The organism is uncultured Helicobacter sp. (genome assembly GCF_947367035.1).
Classification (GTDB): domain Bacteria; phylum Campylobacterota; class Campylobacteria; order Campylobacterales; family Helicobacteraceae; genus Helicobacter_D.
On record NZ_CANBCA010000003.1, the window covers coordinates 80,095 to 98,407 of the forward strand.

17 protein-coding genes and 1 other RNA gene are annotated in these 18,313 nt (G+C 34.6%); 4 read left to right on the forward strand and 14 right to left on the reverse strand.

Annotated elements, in window-relative coordinates; translation table 11 throughout:
* The 7 genes from Q0Y61_RS02030 to folD all read right to left on the reverse strand — a co-directional run bounded on the left by Q0Y61_RS02030 (position 1) and on the right by folD (position 6,859).
* Entirely contained in the window at positions 1-2,364 is a 2,364-nt protein-coding gene (locus Q0Y61_RS02030) for a dynamin family protein (protein ID WP_297810568.1), read from the reverse strand.
* Positions 2,361-3,509 carry an MFS transporter gene (locus Q0Y61_RS02035; protein WP_297810571.1) on the reverse strand — a complete coding sequence of 383 codons (1,149 nt, stop codon included), beginning with the start codon at positions 3,507-3,509 and terminating at the stop codon, positions 2,361-2,363. The genes Q0Y61_RS02030 and Q0Y61_RS02035 overlap by 4 nt, the downstream gene beginning before the upstream one ends.
* Positions 3,510-3,645: 136 nt before the next feature.
* On the reverse strand, positions 3,646-3,984 hold the full coding sequence (locus tag Q0Y61_RS02040) for a hypothetical protein (protein WP_297810574.1): 339 nt from the start codon (positions 3,982-3,984) through the stop codon (positions 3,646-3,648).
* A gap of 16 nt (positions 3,985-4,000) precedes the next feature.
* A complete protein-coding gene (gene rpiB, locus Q0Y61_RS02045; RefSeq protein WP_297810577.1) occupies positions 4,001-4,423 on the reverse strand; it encodes a ribose 5-phosphate isomerase B in 423 nt (140 codons plus the stop codon).
* 8 nt (positions 4,424-4,431) lie between these two features.
* The gene (locus Q0Y61_RS02050) at positions 4,432-5,115 is read right to left on the reverse strand and encodes a site-2 protease family protein (protein ID WP_297810580.1); all 684 of its coding nucleotides are present in this window, start codon (positions 5,113-5,115) and stop codon (positions 4,432-4,434) included.
* Between the two features lie 11 nt (positions 5,116-5,126).
* Positions 5,127-5,996 (reverse strand): signal peptidase I, encoded by an 870-nt coding sequence (gene lepB / locus Q0Y61_RS02055; RefSeq protein WP_297810584.1) that lies wholly within the window; start codon positions 5,994-5,996, stop codon positions 5,127-5,129.
* Positions 5,997-6,010: 14 nt separating this feature from the next.
* A complete protein-coding gene (folD, locus tag Q0Y61_RS02060; protein WP_297810587.1) occupies positions 6,011-6,859 on the reverse strand; it encodes a bifunctional methylenetetrahydrofolate dehydrogenase/methenyltetrahydrofolate cyclohydrolase FolD in 849 nt (282 codons plus the stop codon).
* Between the two features lie 106 nt (positions 6,860-6,965).
* Between folD and Q0Y61_RS02065 the strand changes: the two genes are divergently transcribed.
* Positions 6,966-7,295 (forward strand): c-type cytochrome, encoded by a 330-nt coding sequence (locus Q0Y61_RS02065; protein ID WP_297810622.1) that lies wholly within the window; start codon positions 6,966-6,968, stop codon positions 7,293-7,295.
* 159 nt (positions 7,296-7,454) lie between these two features.
* Here the strand turns inward: Q0Y61_RS02065 and ffs are convergent.
* The 7 genes from ffs to Q0Y61_RS02100 all read right to left on the reverse strand — a co-directional run bounded on the left by ffs (position 7,455) and on the right by Q0Y61_RS02100 (position 14,008).
* Positions 7,455-7,552, reverse strand: an RNA gene (gene ffs / locus Q0Y61_RS02070) — signal recognition particle sRNA small type.
* Positions 7,553-7,718: 166 nt separating this feature from the next.
* Positions 7,719-8,771 (reverse strand): NAD-dependent epimerase, encoded by a 1,053-nt coding sequence (locus Q0Y61_RS02075; protein ID WP_297810626.1) that lies wholly within the window; start codon positions 8,769-8,771, stop codon positions 7,719-7,721.
* 9 nt (positions 8,772-8,780) lie between these two features.
* Complete coding sequence (locus Q0Y61_RS02080; RefSeq protein ID WP_297810590.1) at positions 8,781-9,890, reverse strand: alanine--glyoxylate aminotransferase family protein; 1,110 nt, start codon at positions 9,888-9,890, stop codon at positions 8,781-8,783.
* Positions 9,891-10,023: 133 nt separating this feature from the next.
* Positions 10,024-11,136, reverse strand: a complete 1,113-nt coding sequence (gene dctP, locus Q0Y61_RS02085) for a TRAP transporter substrate-binding protein DctP (RefSeq protein WP_297810593.1) — start codon at positions 11,134-11,136, stop codon at positions 10,024-10,026.
* 7 nt (positions 11,137-11,143) lie between these two features.
* Positions 11,144-12,472, reverse strand: coding sequence for a TRAP transporter large permease subunit (locus tag Q0Y61_RS02090; protein WP_297810596.1), 1,329 nt, complete (start codon positions 12,470-12,472; stop codon positions 11,144-11,146).
* Positions 12,473-13,054: a TRAP transporter small permease subunit gene (locus Q0Y61_RS02095; protein ID WP_297810599.1), complete on the reverse strand. Its 582-nt coding sequence runs from the start codon at positions 13,052-13,054 to the stop codon at positions 12,473-12,475. It abuts the gene before it with no gap.
* Between the two features lie 225 nt (positions 13,055-13,279).
* Complete coding sequence (locus tag Q0Y61_RS02100; protein ID WP_297810602.1) at positions 13,280-14,008, reverse strand: hypothetical protein; 729 nt, start codon at positions 14,006-14,008, stop codon at positions 13,280-13,282.
* Positions 14,009-14,120: 112 nt separating this feature from the next.
* Here Q0Y61_RS02100 and Q0Y61_RS02105 point away from each other — a divergent pair, with 112 nt between their 5' ends.
* From Q0Y61_RS02105 to polA, 3 genes are read left to right on the forward strand one after another with little or no spacing between them, the layout of a single operon-like run.
* Positions 14,121-14,861: a TerC family protein gene (locus Q0Y61_RS02105; RefSeq protein ID WP_297810604.1), complete on the forward strand. Its 741-nt coding sequence runs from the start codon at positions 14,121-14,123 to the stop codon at positions 14,859-14,861.
* A gap of 23 nt (positions 14,862-14,884) precedes the next feature.
* Positions 14,885-15,127, forward strand: coding sequence for a 4-oxalocrotonate tautomerase family protein (locus Q0Y61_RS02110; RefSeq protein ID WP_297810607.1), 243 nt, complete (start codon positions 14,885-14,887; stop codon positions 15,125-15,127).
* Positions 15,124-17,841, forward strand: a complete 2,718-nt coding sequence (gene polA / locus Q0Y61_RS02115) for a DNA polymerase I (protein WP_297810610.1) — start codon at positions 15,124-15,126, stop codon at positions 17,839-17,841. The genes Q0Y61_RS02110 and polA overlap by 4 nt, the downstream gene beginning before the upstream one ends.
* The last annotated feature ends 472 nt before the right edge of the window (positions 17,842-18,313 follow it).

Below are 18,313 nucleotides of genomic sequence, written 5' to 3' on the forward strand. Positions count from 1 at the left end.
CTACGCTCCTTGTGTGGCATAATCTTGCAAAGCACCAAAACACTGCAAAGATTCTTCTAAAACAACTTCATTTTGTGTTAATAACATTTCTTTCTCTGTTTTTTCTTGTGTGCTTTGTTGCGAAGTTTGTAAAGCATTTTGTAAAATTCTCTCTTTATTCTCCAAATCTGTTTTTAAAGCAGCTTCTAAATCATTAAGAAATCTTTGGAAATTCTCTGTTAGCTTAGATTCCAATGCTTTGCTTTGTCTGATAATGATTTCAAAAAATTCCAAAAACCCATCTTTAAAATCCAAATCCAATGCGCTTTTAAGCTCAATCTTTTGATTTTTACCAAATTTCTTTACAGACTTTATCATACGATTTAAGATTTTAAGTGTTGTTTTTTTCAAAATACTTTCATCAAAATGAAGATGAAAATTACCCAAAAGACTAGAATCCTTTTCTTGAAACTCAACATACATTTCAAATTGACTTTGCAATTGTGTGATTTTTTTGTCCAAACTTTGAGTACAAAAGCGCAAAATATCACTCAAAACATCTTTTAATCCTAAATCCAAGATTCTTTGTAGCCTTTCGTAACTTGGTATTTTGCCTTTCTCATAATCATAGATAATATCAGCAAAAATCCTTTCACTTAAAATATTTTTAGAAGTTTCTAGCTGCTGATTCAATTCCTTTTGAAGTGTAACAAGGTATTCTTGTAGCTGTGCTGTCGCACTCTTTAAAGATTCTTTAGTCACTTGAAGTTTAGCTAAACTTTGTTCTTTCTCAAATTTAGCTTCTTGCATTAACTCTTGGATTTGACTCTCTTTGGCAAAAAGCAAACTTTTTTCTAAACTGCAAGCAGATTTAATCTTTTCAAAAACTCTTGTAAATCCTTGCGCACTTAAATAAACTAAATCTTTTGCTTTTGTGCTATTGCTACCCAATAAAGTTTGATTGAGATAATCAATTAGCGCATTAAAATTGGAAGATTCTAAACTAAACCCTAATTCTTTAGCTTTTTGCGGATTAGTTTGACAAAGCAACGCAGGATAACTTGCAAGTGCAATAAAATCAAGTCTTTGTAATAAAAGTTCTACACTTTGCTTTGCCATACTTTGAGATAAGCGTGTCTTAATGCTCTCTTTTGTGTAATTCAAAGCCGATTCTAAATCCTTTGGTTCCAATAAATCTGCGTGTGTTAGTAAAATTAAAATTCTTGAAATATTTGCATTTTGCAAAGTCTGCAAGATAAAATCTACATCAATTTGTGTTGCACTTTGCGCAGCATTCATTGCGTGTATTAACAAATCGCAATCTAAAATATAGCCCTTAGTGATTTCTTCCCTTTGAACAATAGGGTCATCAAGACCGGGAGTATCTACAATTTCAACTTTGTTTTCTAAGAACTTCAAAGGAGTAAAAAGTGTTGTTTCTTTGATGAGATTACACAACTTGCTTGGATGATTTGCTGAAGTATATTTGGGTAATTCCTGCAAAGAAATCCTAAGACTTGTTGTAGAATCTTGCACATATTTTTCTAAAAATTCTTTAAACTCTGCATTTGCCATAATCTCACGAAGCAAAGAATCCTCCATTGTGGATTTCAAATCTTTCCACTCTGCTTTATTCCAAAAACTCACAAGCGCACTGGGTGTTTTATCATATTTTAAAAGCGTTAAACTCGCAGTTTCTGGAATCGTAGAACTACCTAAAATTTCCTGCCCTAAAAGAGCATTTAAAAGCGTACTTTTCCCCGCACTTAAAACGCCCGTGATTCCAATAGAAAAATGTTGATTTCTAAGTTTTTCTAATAGAGATTCTAACTCTTCTAAACTTGGATTAAGATTGAGTAAATTTTGAGTGCGCATTGCATTTAAAATCTCTTTTTTCTGCTCCAACAACCTTAAACTATTTGTTAAAAAATCCCTCAAGAAACTTTTATCTAAGGTTAATTTTTGTTGCTCTTTATGCATATGAGATTCTTTGATTTCTTGATGAATAATACTATCTAAATGTCTTTTGATTTGGTAAAAAAACTCTCCTTTTGCAAGGTCGTGTTGCTCTAATAGATTAAGATTTTCTAAGACTTTTTTGAGTAAATTCTGTATGAATCTTGGCTCTTTTAAAAAGACTTTGTGGATATTTAAAAGTAAAGTGTATTGCACTTGTAAGATTCCTTTAAAACTCAAAGTTTTGCAATACTTTTCACAGAGGTTTTGTAACACAGAACTTTGCCAAAATAGATTAAATGTATGATTATCAAGGCTTAAGAAAATCGCTAAGATTTCACTTGCTTGCTCACTTTCTAAAATATGCAAATTTCCTAATGGCACAATTTCTTTGAAGATTGATTCAAAATATTCTCCTAATTCATTCATTTTACCTCCTTAAAAATTAAATGTATTTTATAAAATACTAATGCACTTAAAAATAAAATTCCACTTAAAAATAAACAAAGCACTTCCCAACCAAAATGATAATATAAAAAACTCGGCATTGTGGTCCCAATCGTGCCTCCTGTATAATAAAATGCAAGATACAAACCATTGGTAATACCTTTTTTTTCTGCTGAAATAGAATTAACCAACGCAGATAAGACAGAATGCACGATAAACATTCCAATACAAATCACAAATACCGCAAAAAACAGCCACCAGAAGTTTTTAATTAACATTATTAAAGGTGCAATTCCAAAAATAATAAAGCCAACAATAATTGCCTTTAAATCCCCACCCACAAATCTTTTAATGCGTTCCACTAAAAGAGCGGTAATAATACCAACGATATATCCAAGATATAAAAACCCAATTTGTGCGGGAGTGATATCTGGATTTAAAGCCTTGATTTCAAAAGGCATAAAGTTCAATGCACCTTGAAAGCAAAACAACACTAAAAAAGCCCCCATATAAACTGCTGCATAACGTCTATCTTTGAGCAACTCTAGGATAATCTTAGGTGTAATTTTGGCATTAGTCATTTGCAAGCTTTGAGGGATTTTATAAGAGAGAATCGCAACGATTAATGTTGTAATCCCAAGTGCTACAAAGGTAAATTGCCACGAAGAAATAGAAGTGATAAACCCACCTCCTACACGCGACAACACACCACCAAAAACTGTTGAGGCTACATAAAGACTAATGTATTTTTGTATCTTTTGTGTATCTAGGCGCATTAAAGTTGTTAAAGTCGCAGTTAAAGCTGCTGGAATCGCAAGCGCCTCAAGAAGTCGCAAGGATAAAAATGTTTTGTAATCTTGGGCAAAGCAAAGCAAACATTGAAACATTCCAATCAAAATTAATGAAACAAGCAACACTCTACGCGTATCAAACTTTTCTAACAAATATCCATAAACTATGGGCGCAAAAGCAAGTGCAAGTAAAACAACGGAAGTAAAAAGCGTAACTTGTGCAATAGAGATTCCAAACTCTTCTATAAAAAGAGGTTGCATAGGCTGCGTGATGTAAAGACTAGAAATCGTTACCATAGCACTTAACATTACGACAAATAAAATATAATTTTTCACAATTTTAGATTCCTAAAAATTTTATAAAATTCTAGGGTAAATTTGCTTATTTGATTTTGAAAAACCCTATGAGGAATCTTTAAGAGTTCAATCCATAGTTGCACAAAACTATGGATTAGCCTTGCAATAAAGCAGACTACAACAAAGCCTCAATTTTTTGTTCTAAATCTTTGATTTTACTTTTGTATTTTTCACTCTCTACACGATATTGCGAATTACGTTGTTTGAGTGCTTTAACCTCATTTCGTAAAGAAGTAATTTCATCAGTTAAAATATCAATATTTCCCAAAGCTCTTTGAAGTTGTAGTTGGTGTTTGCGAATTAAAATTTCAGCTTCTTGCAGTGTGAGTTTCATCACGGCACTATTTTTTTCTTCCTTTTGGGCTACACTTTTATAAAAAAAGGTTTTAACAACCATAAACAAAATAAACAAAATAAATGCTGTTAAAAACAACCATTGCGTAAATTGCGCCATTATATTTCCTTAAAAGTTATAATTTCCCTATACGACAAGCGTGCCTACCGCCCTCAAATACACCCTCACAAAAACTTTTTAAAATCCATTCCACCATACCCTCACCTACGATACGCGCACCTAGGCATAAGACATTTGCATCATTATGCGCACGGCTCATTGCTGCGCTATAAGGCTCATTGCAAAGTGCTGCACGAATTCCCTTATGACGATTAGCAGCAATACTCATTCCAATTCCGCTTCCACAAATTAAAATTCCAAAATTTTTTTCATTTTTCAAAACATTTTCACATAAAACATTGGCAAAATCGGGATAATCCACACGATTAGAATCCTGTGGTCCCAAATCTTCCACACTATGCCCCATTTGTGTTAATGTCCGAATCACAAAAATTTTTAACTCAAATCCTGCGTGATCACTTGCAATAAAAAACTTCATTAATCCTCCTATAATAACAAGTTTATAATGGTTTGCACAGGCACAAAAATTACACGAGATAAGGGTGTGCTTAAAATAATCATTAACAAAATCATACCTATCATTGGAGGCACTCTATCAAACAATCTAGCAAAAAAGTCATTTTTAAACATCAAGCCAAGATAAGCAAGCGCATTCGAACCATCTAAAGGCGGGATTGGAATCAGATTAAACACACCTAATACAACATTATAAATCAATAATTGCAAACAAAAATATAGCACAAGGAGAGCGACAAAGTTTGGACTAGAAAAATATTCAAAAAATCCTGCAAAAATTCCACCATTGAACGCATAAATCAATAAAGCAGTAAAAACTGCAAGAGCAAAATTATAAGCTACACCTGCAATAGAAACAGCAAAAGCTCCAAAATATCCTCCGCCGAAAATCACTTGCTCCATCCGCACAGGCACAGGCTTCGCCCAACCGAATAAAAAGGGTGCGTTCAAAAGAAACAGCATACTAGGCAAAAGAATAGAACCCACCAAATCAATATGTAACAACGGATTAATCTTCAAGCGCCCTGCTTCTTTAGCGGTAGTATCGCCAAACTTCAGCGCAACCAATCCGTGCATAATTTCGTGTCCAATGATTGCAACCAACAATGCAACCACCATAATAGGAATCTTAAAACTAAGTGGCAAATCAAACATTAAAGATTTCCTTACATTACTTGTGATTTAATATTATGTGATTTAGGCACATTAGCATTGTTAGAAACTTCACTCTTTGTATGTTCTTTCATTTGCGATTCTAAAAACTCTATGCTTTTGCCAATACGTTCCCAACGAATATTAAAATCCTTATCCCAGCTAAAATACACAAACCAAGGCTTACCTACTACATATTTATAAGGAACTGCACCCCAAAAACGCGAATCATTAGAATTATTGCGATTATCTCCCATCATAAAAAATTCGTCTTCTTTAACTTTCACATAAAACCCAATCTCGCCATTTTGTAATTGCACTCTCTCCATACCAAGCACTTCACCTTGTTTGGATAGAATCTCCAACTGATTAAAGGCGTCAGGAAACACATCAATATATTGCACACCCAAATGTGATGCTAAATAAGGGTCATAATAAAAGGTTTTTCCTCTAAATTGTAGAGTCTTGGTGGTTTTATCTTGATAGGTTGAATCACTACTGAAATACACCCAAAGCCCTTGTGAAGTGTAAAGCACCTCATCTCCTTCAATGGCTACATTGCGTTTGACATAGTGAATTTTGGGTGATTGTGGATAGCGGAAGATGACAATATCTCCGCGTTTAGGACGCTCACCTTCTATTAAATGTCCATTGCCCTTAAAGTCGGGCAAGATTTTAAGCTCAATCCAAGGAATTGTAGGCGTTGGGATTCCATAGGCATATTTTTTGACAAACAAATTATCCCCAATTAACATTGTGTTTAGCATACTTCCACTTGGAATCACAAAGGCTTGTGCAACAAAGAAAATAATGCCTAATACAATAATAATTGTCCCAACCCAGCTATTAACAAATTCGTAAAGTTTGGTAAAGATTCTTTTCATTCTCTTTTTCCTTTTTAAACATTAGCACGAAGCTTGGCAGATTTTAATGTGTTTTGCAACAAAGAAGCAATCGTCATAGGTCCAACTCCTCCAGGCACAGGAGTGATAAACTCACATAAAGGCGCAACATTTTCAAAATCTACATCACCTACAATTTTACCATTAGGTAATTTTGAGATTCCAATATCTACGATAATTGCACCCTCTTTTACCATTTCTTGTGTGATTAAATTTGGTTTGCCTACTGCTACACATAAAATATCTGCTTTTTTTGTATGTTGAATTAAATCTTTTGTATAGATATGACAAAGCGTAATGGTTGCATTTTTATTTAAAAATAATGCACCAAGCGGCTTACCAACAATATTACTAGCACCTACAATCACAACATTTTTACCTTGTATTGGAATCTTATAATGCTCTAAAAGCGTCAAAACACCCATAGGAGTCGCGGGAGTAAAACTCTCAAGATTTGCAAAAATACGTCCCATATTAAAAGGGTGGAATCCATCTACATCTTTATGAGGCGCAATCGTTTCTAACACTGCAGTAGTATCAATATGTTTGGGTAAAGGTAACTGCACCAAGATTCCATCAATATTTGGATTCAAATTTAGCATTTGTATGGTTTGCAGCAAAGAATCTTGCGCAATATTTTCAGGCATTTCATGTGTAATAGAATAAATACCTGTGCGCTTACACGCTTTTGCTTTCATATTGACATAACTTTGCGAAGCAGGGTCGTTTCCTACTAAAATCACTGCCAATCCGGGCGTAATGCCCTTTTGACTTAAACCTTCAACTTTAGATTTGATTTCTGCTTCAATTTGCTGTGCAAGTGCTTTTCCATCTAAAATCTGCATTCATAATACCCTTTAAAAAATAATTTTGTTATTATAATCAAAAAAGATTTTTTAAAAGTTTAAGGGAGTATTAGTGCAAAAAGTATTTGAAGCCTTTCTAATCCTAATGAGTATTTTTACAATTTTTAATGCAGAGGAAAGCTTTATCACAACTTTAGAATATGGCAAAATGCTCTACAATAATCCGCGTGGAATCGGTTGCGTGGAATGTCACGGACGATTTGGTGAAGGGCAACAGATTGCAAACTATATTCATAAACGCAAAGGCAAAACCCTACAAGGTTCGCGCATCAATAATTTAGGCTTTGAAAGATTTGAAAGTGCTTTACAAAAGGGTAAAAACATTATGCCAAAGTATTATTTAACCCCAAGCGAAATTGAAGCAATCTATAAATACCTAGAATCCGCTAAAAATACTCCAATAATGGAAGAATAACTCCTCATTTATTGTAAATTTTTATCAGAATCATAAAAAACCCATAACATTGCATCACTTAAATTTAACAATGTAATTTTTATAAATAAAATTCTACATTATCCATATACTTTAGAAATCACTTTGTTATAATGGAGATAATAGGAAATTGCGAAAAACCTTCCTCAAGATACTTGCGGCACCTAAGCGGTTTGGGGGCTCTGCTGTGTTCCCACCCTGAAGCATTATCCAAGCCACCTATTGCACAAGTCTCAAGAAAGGCGAGTGGGATTATATTAGGTTTTTGCCAAAAATCAACTTAAGATTTTGATTTGTATGAAATTTTACCTTTCTGTTACTGCAAGAAAATTCAAAAATATTCGTGGCAATCAATAAAGATTTATTTTTTATTGTCAAACAATCTTATAAACACAAGCAATATCTTTAAACTTTAAAAAACTCTTTATACCATTGGATAAAATTTTTGATTCCCTCTTGAATACTTGTATTTGGTTTATAACCCAAATCACTGACTAAATCCTCTACATTAGCATAAGTGGCTGGTACATCACCTGGCTGAAGCGGAAGCATATTTTTCTTTGCTACCATTCCAAGCTCTTTCTCAATAGCTTCAATAAAATCCATTAATTTCACAGGATTATTATTACCGATATTATAAATCTTATAAGGCGCTTTAGAACTATGGGGATCTGGAGTTAATCCGCTCCAAGCAGGATTTGGCTGTGCTATATTATCTATCACACGCACTACACCCTCTACAATATCCTCTACATAGGTAAAATCACGCAACATTTGCCCGTGGTTAAAAACATCAATGGCTCTACCCTCTAAGATTGCTTTTGTGAATAAAAATAATGCCATATCTGGACGACCCCAAGGACCATAAACCGTGAAAAATCTTAAACCTGTCGTTGGCAAACCAAACAAATAAGAATAAGTATGCGCCATTAATTCATTACTCTTTTTACTTGCTGCATAGAGACTAATAGGGTGATCTACATTATCACTTGTAGAAAATGGCATTTTTTCATTCAATCCATAGACAGAGGAGCTAGACGCATAAGCAAGATGCTGAATACCAAACTGCCTACAAGCTTCTAAAATATTGACAAATCCTACAATATTACTCTCAACATACGCATAAGGATTAATCAAGGAGTAACGCACACCCGCTTGTGCGGCAAGATTACACACTTTATCAAATTGTTCATTTTTAAAAAGTGTAAAGAGATTTTCTCTATCCTCTAAATTCAATTTGATAAAACGATAATTTGGATATTTGCTACTTTGTATCAACTGATTTTCTACAATAGTATCTTGTGTAATTCCAGCTTCTGCTAACCTGCCATATTTAATACGCACATCATAATAATCATTAATGCAATCCAACCCCACAACTTCATCACCACGTTCTAACAAACGTTTTGCCAAAAAAGAACCGATAAACCCGGCTGTGCCTGTTAATAAAATTTTCATCATACAATCCTACAAAAGATTGAAATAGTTTTCTAAAAACACTTGATTTGCGATTCCATTAAATTTGTGCCTTCCTAAATCCGCAAGACTTAATTCTATCGCATTAACCACCCAAGAAGTCTCGCTAACATCAATCAATCCCATATGATTAATCCTGAAAATCTTGCCCTTTAAATCATCTTGCCCACCTGCAATATTAACATTAAATTTTGCTTTTAAAGTTTTGCGCACCAAATCACTTGCTTCATCATAAATGCAAGTCATAGAAAGCGCTGGTTTCTTTGGATAAATTTTCAATCCCAAACTTTCCATTGCTTTATCGCAAGCAAGGGAACGTGCTTTTGTCTGCTTATAAATTGTATCAAACCCTATTTCTTTTGCCTTTTGCAAAAAGGCACAAAGCCCTATGACGATTGTTGTTGGTGCAGTCCAAGCCGTAGTGTTTTTAATCTGATTCTTAAGCTCCGTTTTGAGGTTAAAATAGAATCCCACATTGCGTTCTTCAATTTTTTCTATGGCTTTTTGACTAAGTCCGATGATACTAAGTCCCGGTGGTAGCATAAAAGCCTTTTGCGAACCACCAATAAGCGCATCTACACAACGTACATCTAACTCCTCTACCCCCATTGCAGTAATACCATCTACAATAACCATAATTTCAGGGTTATGATTCTTAATTGCTTTAGCAATTTCTTCATAAGAATGACGTAATCCCCCAGCACTCTCACACGCTTGGATACAAAAGGCATCAATATCTGGGTTTTGTTTTAAAGCCTCCAGGATAGAATCCACGCTTGCAGGTGTATCCCAAGGATTTTTAATCTCTACATTTTGGATTCCAAATGCTTTTGCAATCTTGCCAAATCTTTCCCCAAACTTACCGCTATTTACACTTAAAAGCTTCTTTTGGCATAAGGAAGTAACACAAGCTTCCATTGCTCCACTTCCTGAACTTGCTAGCATTAGAACTTCAGGTAATTGAATCACTTCCCTTAAGAGTGTGCGAGTTTTTGCAAAAATTGCTTCAAATTCTGGAGTGCGATGATGAATCGTAGGCTCACTCATTGCAACACGCACAAATTCTGGCACAGGAGTAGGACCGGGAGTAAAAAGTAACATTTCTTATCCTTAAGTTTAAAAATTCAACAATTATAGCCAAAATTCTACCATAAAGTAGAATCTTAAAAACTAGATTAACACAACTTCCATTGATAGATATTTAGTTAAACCCCACCATAAATTCTAAGTAAAATTAACGAATTGCTAAATACGCTCCCAAACTATCTTGTGTCCAAGTTGCTTGCTCACTTTGAAATTTCTGATAGCTTTCTAATACTTTTTTGAAATCTGCATTTTTATTACTTTCTTCTTCTAGCACGATTGCAAGTGTCTTTTTGAATCCCTCAATGACTTCAGGAGGAAATGTGCGCACTTTTGCACCCTCTTTTTTCAGAATCTCTAAGGCTTTGGCATTATAGAAATTTCCCATTGCAGTCATTTGCATATGCGCTTCACGACTTGCAACCTCCAAAATCGTTTGCACTTCTTTAGAGTAATTTTCCCATTTTTGTTTATTAAAAACAAATTCCGTGATAGAACCTGCTTCTTGCCAAGGCGTATAATAATAAGGGGCAACCTTATGAATATCTAACTTTTGGTCAAAAGCGGGTGAAACCCATTCTGCTGCATCTAAAACACCTCTTTCTAAATTCGGCACAATCTCACCACCAGGAGTATTTTTGGTTGCTGCACCAAGTTTGGATAACACTTGCCCTGCCACACCTACCATACGAATCCTTAAACCCTCAAAATCCTTGAGACTATTCATTTCTTGTTTATACCAACCCGACATTTGAATGCTAGTTGCCCCACCTAACATAGGATAAAGATTATATTTTGCTGCCACTTCACGCCACAGCTCCATTCCCTCTCCATATAAATACCAAGCATTTTGCTCACTATCAATCATTCCAAAAGGAATCCCTGAAAACAGGTTAAAAGCAGTATTTTTGCCCTCCCAATAATAAGGAGCAGAATGAAATGCATCAATCTGTCCGCTACTTGCTGCATCAAATACCCCAAGTGCTGGCACAAGCTTACCCGCAGGAAAAATATCAATCTCTATACTACCACCACTTAGCTCTTTAACAACTTTAGCGTAGTGCTTTACTATATCTGCTAAAATCGGCATTGTAATAGACCAAGTCATCGCCAAACGAATTTTAAGAGTTGCTCTTTTTGTAGGGGTTGGAGTCTCACTAGCATTAGCAACTTTCTCTTCACTATTACACCCTGCTAGAGTCGCAACCCCTAGCATAGAAGCCACCCCTAAACTTGTTGTTAAAAACTCTCGTCTTTTCATCATCAATCCTTTAAAAAATAAATCGCAAAATTGTAGCCCAATCTGCACTTGTAAGCGTTAATTGAGGAAACAAAAATACCAATCCTAATACCAAAACTTGTAGCACAATAAATGGCACAACCCCTTTATAAATTTCACCAATCTTAATTGCGTCTCCAACTGCAGATTTCAAAAAGAAAATGGAGAATCCAAAGGGAGGAGTTAAAAAACTTGTCTGCAAATTAATCGCTACTAACAATGCAAACCATAGCATATTAATTTGATAGTGCATAGCAATCCCCGCTAGAATCGGTAAAGCAATATAACAAATCTCAAAAAAATCAATTAGAAATCCCAATACAAAAATCACAAGCATTGCCACTAGCATAAAATAAAGAGGTGAATTTAAATAATTTGCAAAAAACTCTAGCACAACCACATCACCACCTAGCTCATTAAATACGAGCGTGAAGCAATTTGCACCAATGAGAATCATAAACACCATTCCGCAAAAGGTAATCGTCTCTTGACTTGCTTGTTTAATTAAGCTTAAATGAAGTTGTCCATTGAGCAAACTTAGGAGTAACGCACCTACTACACCGATTGCTGCGGCTTGGGTTGGCTCTACGATTCCACCTAAAATACTTCCTAATACTAATGTGATTAAAATAATCGGTGGAATCGCCATTTTCAATGCATCTAATGCCAAAGTGCGTAGATTTTTAGAATCATCAGGATTGGCGGGGGCAAGTTTAGGGGCAAACATCACTACCCCTAAAACGAACAAAACATAAACTCCCACAAGTATAATACTCGGCAGAATTGCGGCACTAAAGAGGTCGCGCACACTCACATTTAAAACATCAGCTAAAATGATTAAAATAATAGATGGAGGGATAATCTGTCCCAAAGTTCCACTTGCAGCCACCACACCAGAAATTAATCGTTTATCATAGTTAGCTTTAATCATTGTTGGCACTGCAATCACACCCATCATTACAACGGTTGCCCCTACAATTCCTGTGCTAGCAGAGAGCAAGACACCCACTAGAATCACTCCCATTGCTGCACCCCCGCCAAGTGAGCCAAAAAGCTTTGCAATAGAGTTAATCAAACGTTCTGCGATTCCGCTTCGCTCTAAAATCATTCCCATTAAAATAAACAATGGAATCGCAATCAAAGTGGTATTACTAAAAATCCCCTCCAAACGATTAGGCAAAAAAGTCAGCACATAAGGATTACCACCAAAAGCCATTAAATAACTACCTACAATCAACCCACTAGAACCAAAAGCAAAAGCAACAGGCACACCCACAACCAAAAGAATGATTGCAATTCCAATTAAAGCGAGTAATTCCATTTAAGATTCCTGCTTTTGTGCTTTTAAATTTGCCTTTAGTGTTTGTGTTTCTTCTGTAAAAAAACCTATGCGTGTTGAGTAATCTTGCTGCTTTATCTTTATAAACGACTTCAAGATTTCACTAAGACTTTGCAAACTTAGAAGAAAGAATCCAAACACAACAAAAGACTTAAAAATAAAATAATAAGGAATTTTTCCATTTTGCGAGGATTCTCCAATCTTAAAAGATTGAATCGTGAAATCTAAACCATACTTTATCATCACTAGACAAAATGGCAAGATAAAAAAGAGATTCACACAAAGAAAGCTCACCACTTTTACTTTATCACTATAATGCACATAGAGCAAATCTACACGCACGTGTTTGTCTTCTTTTAATGTCCAAGAAAATGCTAAAAGCACCATTAAAGCAAAACAATAAAGGCTGAAGTCGTCTAATTTGCTATTCACATAAGAAAAATTCAATGCAATAGAAAGCCCAAAGGTAAGCAAACACAATGCCCACAATGCAATCATAGAAACACGAGAATTCCAAAGGCTTAAACTATCTAAAATATGCGCAATTTTTAAGATTTTTTGCATTATCAAGGATTCCTAAATTTGAATCAAAAATTAAAACTTGCACTTATACCAAAAATTTCAATAAATTTCAAGCAAAGCAATGGCGTCTTATGTTTTTATCCTAAATAATATATGAGTTTAATTCTCTAGAAAAGACAATAACTAAGGTAAAACTTCAAATAAGAATGAGATTGTAGAGGTTGTGCATTACTCTAACCCCTACACTTTTCTACAATAACTAATGTATTACAAGGCATTAGGAGACTTTTTTACTTCTTCAAATTTAATCCACGCTAAAACTTGTAAAACAATTGCTCCGATTAAGAACAGGAAGCCGATATAGAAAAAAGAAGTTGCCAAACCAACCATTGTCAAATAAAAACTATATAAGAAAAAGGGTTGATTCGTGATTTGCGCAAGTTCTTTATGATACAAATACCCATAATAAGCACATACAAGCAAAACAACTAAAGAGAAAACGATACCAAAGATACCAAAGGACGCATTATCTGTATAACTAGCCAAAAGCAAACCACCTACGATAGAAAAAATAATGGATACCATAGAAAATACCATTGCTATCATTCCGATAACGAAGTTTTTGAGTAAAGTTTGACTACCACTTATTTTTTTCAATGCAATCACAATTAAGATATTTAATACAAAGCCAATAATGCCCAGAATCTGCCCTATGATTGGAATCCCACTAAGCACATAACAACCATACATTAAAAATGCTTTCATTTTTATGCTTGGAATATCCTCTGCTAAAAGACTTTCTTTACTTAAACTAAACTGCTTCTTGATTAAATAAATATTGACGGCTTTGTCCTCTTGTATTTCAAAATCCACTTCATTTTCTATGATGCTCTGCACTGCTCTACCTTCTAGGTTTCTTATCTCTGAAACTTCAAAGTTATAACGATGCCCATCATTGCCACTAATAATATTTTCACTAAGGATTCTTCCTAGCATATAATCTCCTAAATTATAAGTTTATAAGGCAGAATTATATCCCAATAAATACCTTTTAAGCAGTTTTTGCTAAAAATAACTTATAATTATGATTTTAAAATAAGGAATCTTAATGTTTGATTGGATTGTAAATCCTGAAATGTGGGTAGCACTAGCAACTTTGATTGCTCTTGAAATTGTGCTTGGAATTGATAATATTATCTTTATTGCGATTCTTGTAGGAAGACTACCAAAAGAACAACGACAAAAGGCTCGTATTCTTGGGCTTTCTTTGGCAATGATAACGCGTCTTTTGTTGCTTCTTTCGCTCTTTTGGATTATGAAACTTACCACACCTTTATTTAGTGTTTTAGGGCAAGAGATTTCCGGTCGTGATTTGATTTTAATTTTGGGTGGGCTTTTTTTAATTGGAAAATCTACATTAGAAATTCACCACGACATTGATAATGCAGAAGAATCCAACGAGAAAAATTCCTTACAAGCAGGAGTAAGAAAAGGATTTTTTAGTGTGCTAATTCAAATTGCTATTTTAGATATTGTTTTCTCCCTAGATTCTGTCATTACCGCTGTTGGAATGGTAAGCAATATTGAAATTATGATGATTGCAGTGATTGTTGCAGTGGGTGTAATGATGATTGCTAGTAAAAGTATTTCAGAATTTGTAGAAAACAACCCAACGATTAAAATCCTCGCACTTGCTTTTTTGATTTTAGTAGGTGTAACACTTGTTGCTGAAGGTTTGGATTTCCATATTTCTAAGGCTTATATTTATTTTGCAATGGCATTCTCTTTGGGTGTGGAATCTATTAACATTTATATTAAGAAAAAACGATTAGCCAAAAGAGAAAATTAACTTTACACATATTAAGGAATCCTATGCCCTATGTTAATATTAAAATTACAAGAGAAAATGGCACACCTACTAAAGAACAAAAACAAAGCATTATCGCAGGGGTTACGAATCTTTTAAGTGAAGTGTTGGGTAGAAACCCTGCTTCACTTGTTGTTGTCATTGACGAAATTGACTGCGATAATTATGGAGTAGGTGGAATCACAATTACACAAAAACGTAAAGAAAATGCAACAAACTCCCATCAAACCAACGAGATAAATTTATGAAAACACTTACAATCATTGATACATTTGGTTTCCTCTTTCGCAGTTATTTTGCCCTACCACCACTTAAAAACCACGATGGTTTTCCCACAGGACTACTCACAGGCTTTGCAAAACTGATTATGCAATTATATAAGGACTATCCACAAGATTATTTAGTGTTTGCACTAGATTCCAAGGAAGAAAACTTCCGCAAAAGTATAGACCCGCTTTATAAAGCAAATCGTCCGGAAGTCCCACAAGACCTTAAATTACAATTAAAAGTCGCGATTGATTGGGTAGAACAAATGGGGTTTAAAAACCTTTCCATTGCAGGATATGAGGCTGATGATGTGATAGCCTCTATCAACAAGCAAGCAAATAATCTTAATGTTTATGTGCGAATTATCAGCCACGATAAAGACCTTTATCAACTCATTGATGGGGATACTTTTCTTTTTGACCCTAAGAAAAAAAAGGAAATACACGAAATAGATTGCCTAGAAAAATATGGGGTTACGCCAGCACAATTTGTGGATTTTCAAAGCTTAGTGGGCGATAACTCTGATAATATTCCGGGCGTCAAAGGAATCGGAGCAAAAGGTGCAGCGGGATTGTTGTGTAACTTTCAAACCTTAGATGGAATCTATGAAAATATTAACAAAATTGCCTCCAAACGCACACAAGAACTACTAAAACTTCATAAAGACGATGCTTATCGTAGTCAAAAACTTGTGCGTTTGCGTGATGATTTGTTAGAAGATTTCAATTTGCAAGATTGCCAAATGCCCCACCAAAACCCTTTGCTAAAAATCACGCAATCCCTAAAAGCCTATGAAATCAATAGCATATTAAAAAAGATTCTACCTAAAGATTTACCAAAAAACTCTTTGCACTTATTTCAAAACTCTACAAAAATTAGAGAATCGCAAGATTTTATTCCACAAACACCAGCACCAACCCCCTTTCACTTCAAAGCCCATTTACTAAACACTGATGAAAAATTACGTGATTTTTTACCTCAAATTACCCGCGATTCTATCGTATCTTTTGACACCGAAACAACAAATTTAGATGTATTGAATGCTAAAATCGTGGGATTCTCCTTTAGTCTTGATGGAATCAATGCCTATTACGCACCTTTGGCACATAATTATCTAGGCGTAGAAGAACAAATAAGCAAACAAGTCGCCCTAGAATTTATCCAAGCACTTTTTAATGCCAAAGCCATTATTGGACATAATTTGAAATATGACTTAGAAATCTTACGCACAAACTTTAACTTCACTCCTCAAAATTTCTTTAACATTAAAGATAGTATGCTTGTCGCTTGGCTTTACCAAAGCGACTTGCCTTGTAACCTTGATTCACTAATGTTACGATACTTCAAACACGAGATGATTCATTATAAAGATGTGGTTAAAAAGGGGGAAAATTTCTCACAGATTCCAATAGAATATGCTTGTCAATATGCTAGTGAAGACGCAGCAGCTTGTTATCAACTCTATCAAAAGCTAACTAGCCTACTTCCGCCCAATCTACTTCAAGTCGCGCAATCCACAGAATTTCCCTTTATTCAATGTCTTGTGAATATGGAATTAAGCGGGACAAAAATTGATATTGAATATTTTAAAGAACTCAAATCTGAAATGTCTGCCAAACTTTCTAGCCTTTCAGAGGAGATTTTCTCCCTTGCGCAAAAGAATTTCAACCTCAACTCACCCCAACAGCTCTCTATTGTGTTATTTGAAGATTTAAAATTACAAAGTGGCAAAAAAACAAAATCTGGTTTAAGCACTTCTCAAATGGTGTTAAACTCTCTCTTTGATGCACACCCCATCGTCCCAAAAATCCTAGAATATCGTGAGCTTTTCAAGCTTTTTAGCACCTATATTGAACCTTTAATTGAACACGCGAAACTCAACTCTGCACATAAAATCTACACTTCATTTATGCAAACAGGCACAAGCACAGGCAGACTAAGCTCTAAAAATCCCAATTTGCAAAATATTCCTGTCAAAACTGCGCAGGGCAGACGCATAAGGCAAGGTTTCATTGCACAAGAAAACCATCTACTCGTAAGCCTAGATTATTCGCAAATTGAACTAAGACTTTTGGCTCATTTCTCACAAGATAAAGCAATGATTGAAGCGTTTCGGCAAAATGCAGATATTCATCTTGAAACTGCCAAAAAAATATTTGGTGAAGATTTAGCAAAAGAAAAACGTGCAGTGGCTAAAAGCATTAATTTTGGGCTTATCTATGGTATGGGACCAAAAAAACTCTCTGAAACATTAAAAATCAGCTTCCAAGAAGCAAAAACTTATATCCAAAACTATTTTGAATCTTTCCCAACCGTGAAAGATTTTTTAAAAGCTCAAGAAGATTTTATTTTAGAAAATGGCTATTCTCTTACCTTATTAGGGCGAATGCGCAAATTTGATTTTCGTGGAACACAAGAATACCAAAAAGCAGCATTTTTGCGTGAGGGAATCAATGCAATCTTTCAAGGAAGTGCAGCAGACATTATTAAAATGGCAATGAATGCTATCACACAAGCAAATTTAAAATCTAAATTACTTTTACAAGTGCATGACGAATTAATTTTTGAATCTCCCAAAAATTATGCACAAGAGGAAGCACAAAAAATCGCTTCTATTATGGAAAACATCACTACTTTAAAAATCCCTCTCAAATGCACCATTAGCACCGCAAATAATTGGGGCGAATTGAAATAGAGGGCAATGCCCGAAACAATCTATAATACAGATAATAACAACTCAAGACGCAAACCCACCCCACTTGGCATAGGCTGCTACATAAATTCTATAAAATCATAAATTTCATAGTAGAGTCCTTAATTCAAAAGTAAAAGGATAAGGAAATATCTTAAAATAGAGAGTTTTTGAGGATTAAGAAAAAGAATCCAAAGGAGAATTTTTCTGCAAAATTTACTTTAAATTAAAAATATCTTAAAAAATAACTTGACACCCCCCCCAATTTGCTACAATTTGAACCTTGCTTTAGTTAGGTTAGAATATTCCTAAAGCTAGATCTTACTTGATTGATAGGGTGAAGCGGATTAAAGCACAAGTTTGCTTTATGAAGCCTTAGCCCTAAGTAGTCAGAGTTGTAATTTCGAAATTTTAACGAAAAAGGAGATTAAAATGAAATTTCTAAAATTAAGTTTAGCAGCAAGTGTTGCTTTAG

Excerpts from the sequence above, each read along its gene's own strand:
- Q0Y61_RS02040 (WP_297810574.1), bottom strand. The coding sequence starts at position 3,984 with ATGGCGCAATTTACGCAATGGTTGTTTTTAACAGCATTTATTTTGTTT.
- Q0Y61_RS02105 (WP_297810604.1), top strand. The coding sequence starts at position 14,121 with ATGTTTGATTGGATTGTAAATCCTGAAATGTGGGTAGCACTAGCAACT.
- lepB (WP_297810584.1), bottom strand. The coding sequence starts at position 5,996 with ATGAAAAGAATCTTTACCAAACTTTACGAATTTGTTAATAGCTGGGTT.
- Q0Y61_RS02050 (WP_297810580.1), bottom strand. The coding sequence starts at position 5,115 with ATGTTTGATTTGCCACTTAGTTTTAAGATTCCTATTATGGTGGTTGCA.
- Q0Y61_RS02065 (WP_297810622.1), top strand. The coding sequence starts at position 6,966 with ATGAGTATTTTTACAATTTTTAATGCAGAGGAAAGCTTTATCACAACT.
- folD (WP_297810587.1), bottom strand. The coding sequence starts at position 6,859 with ATGCAGATTTTAGATGGAAAAGCACTTGCACAGCAAATTGAAGCAGAA.
- Q0Y61_RS02030 (WP_297810568.1), bottom strand. The coding sequence starts at position 2,364 with ATGAATGAATTAGGAGAATATTTTGAATCAATCTTCAAAGAAATTGTG.
- polA (WP_297810610.1), top strand. The coding sequence starts at position 15,124 with ATGAAAACACTTACAATCATTGATACATTTGGTTTCCTCTTTCGCAGT.
- Q0Y61_RS02080 (WP_297810590.1), bottom strand. The coding sequence starts at position 9,890 with ATGTTACTTTTTACTCCCGGTCCTACTCCTGTGCCAGAATTTGTGCGT.
- dctP (WP_297810593.1), bottom strand. The coding sequence starts at position 11,136 with ATGATGAAAAGACGAGAGTTTTTAACAACAAGTTTAGGGGTGGCTTCT.
- rpiB (WP_297810577.1), bottom strand. The coding sequence starts at position 4,423 with ATGAAGTTTTTTATTGCAAGTGATCACGCAGGATTTGAGTTAAAAATT.
- Q0Y61_RS02100 (WP_297810602.1), bottom strand. The coding sequence starts at position 14,008 with ATGCTAGGAAGAATCCTTAGTGAAAATATTATTAGTGGCAATGATGGG.
- Q0Y61_RS02095 (WP_297810599.1), bottom strand. The coding sequence starts at position 13,054 with ATGCAAAAAATCTTAAAAATTGCGCATATTTTAGATAGTTTAAGCCTT.
- Q0Y61_RS02110 (WP_297810607.1), top strand. The coding sequence starts at position 14,885 with ATGCCCTATGTTAATATTAAAATTACAAGAGAAAATGGCACACCTACT.
- Q0Y61_RS02090 (WP_297810596.1), bottom strand. The coding sequence starts at position 12,472 with ATGGAATTACTCGCTTTAATTGGAATTGCAATCATTCTTTTGGTTGTG.
- Q0Y61_RS02075 (WP_297810626.1), bottom strand. The coding sequence starts at position 8,771 with ATGAAAATTTTATTAACAGGCACAGCCGGGTTTATCGGTTCTTTTTTG.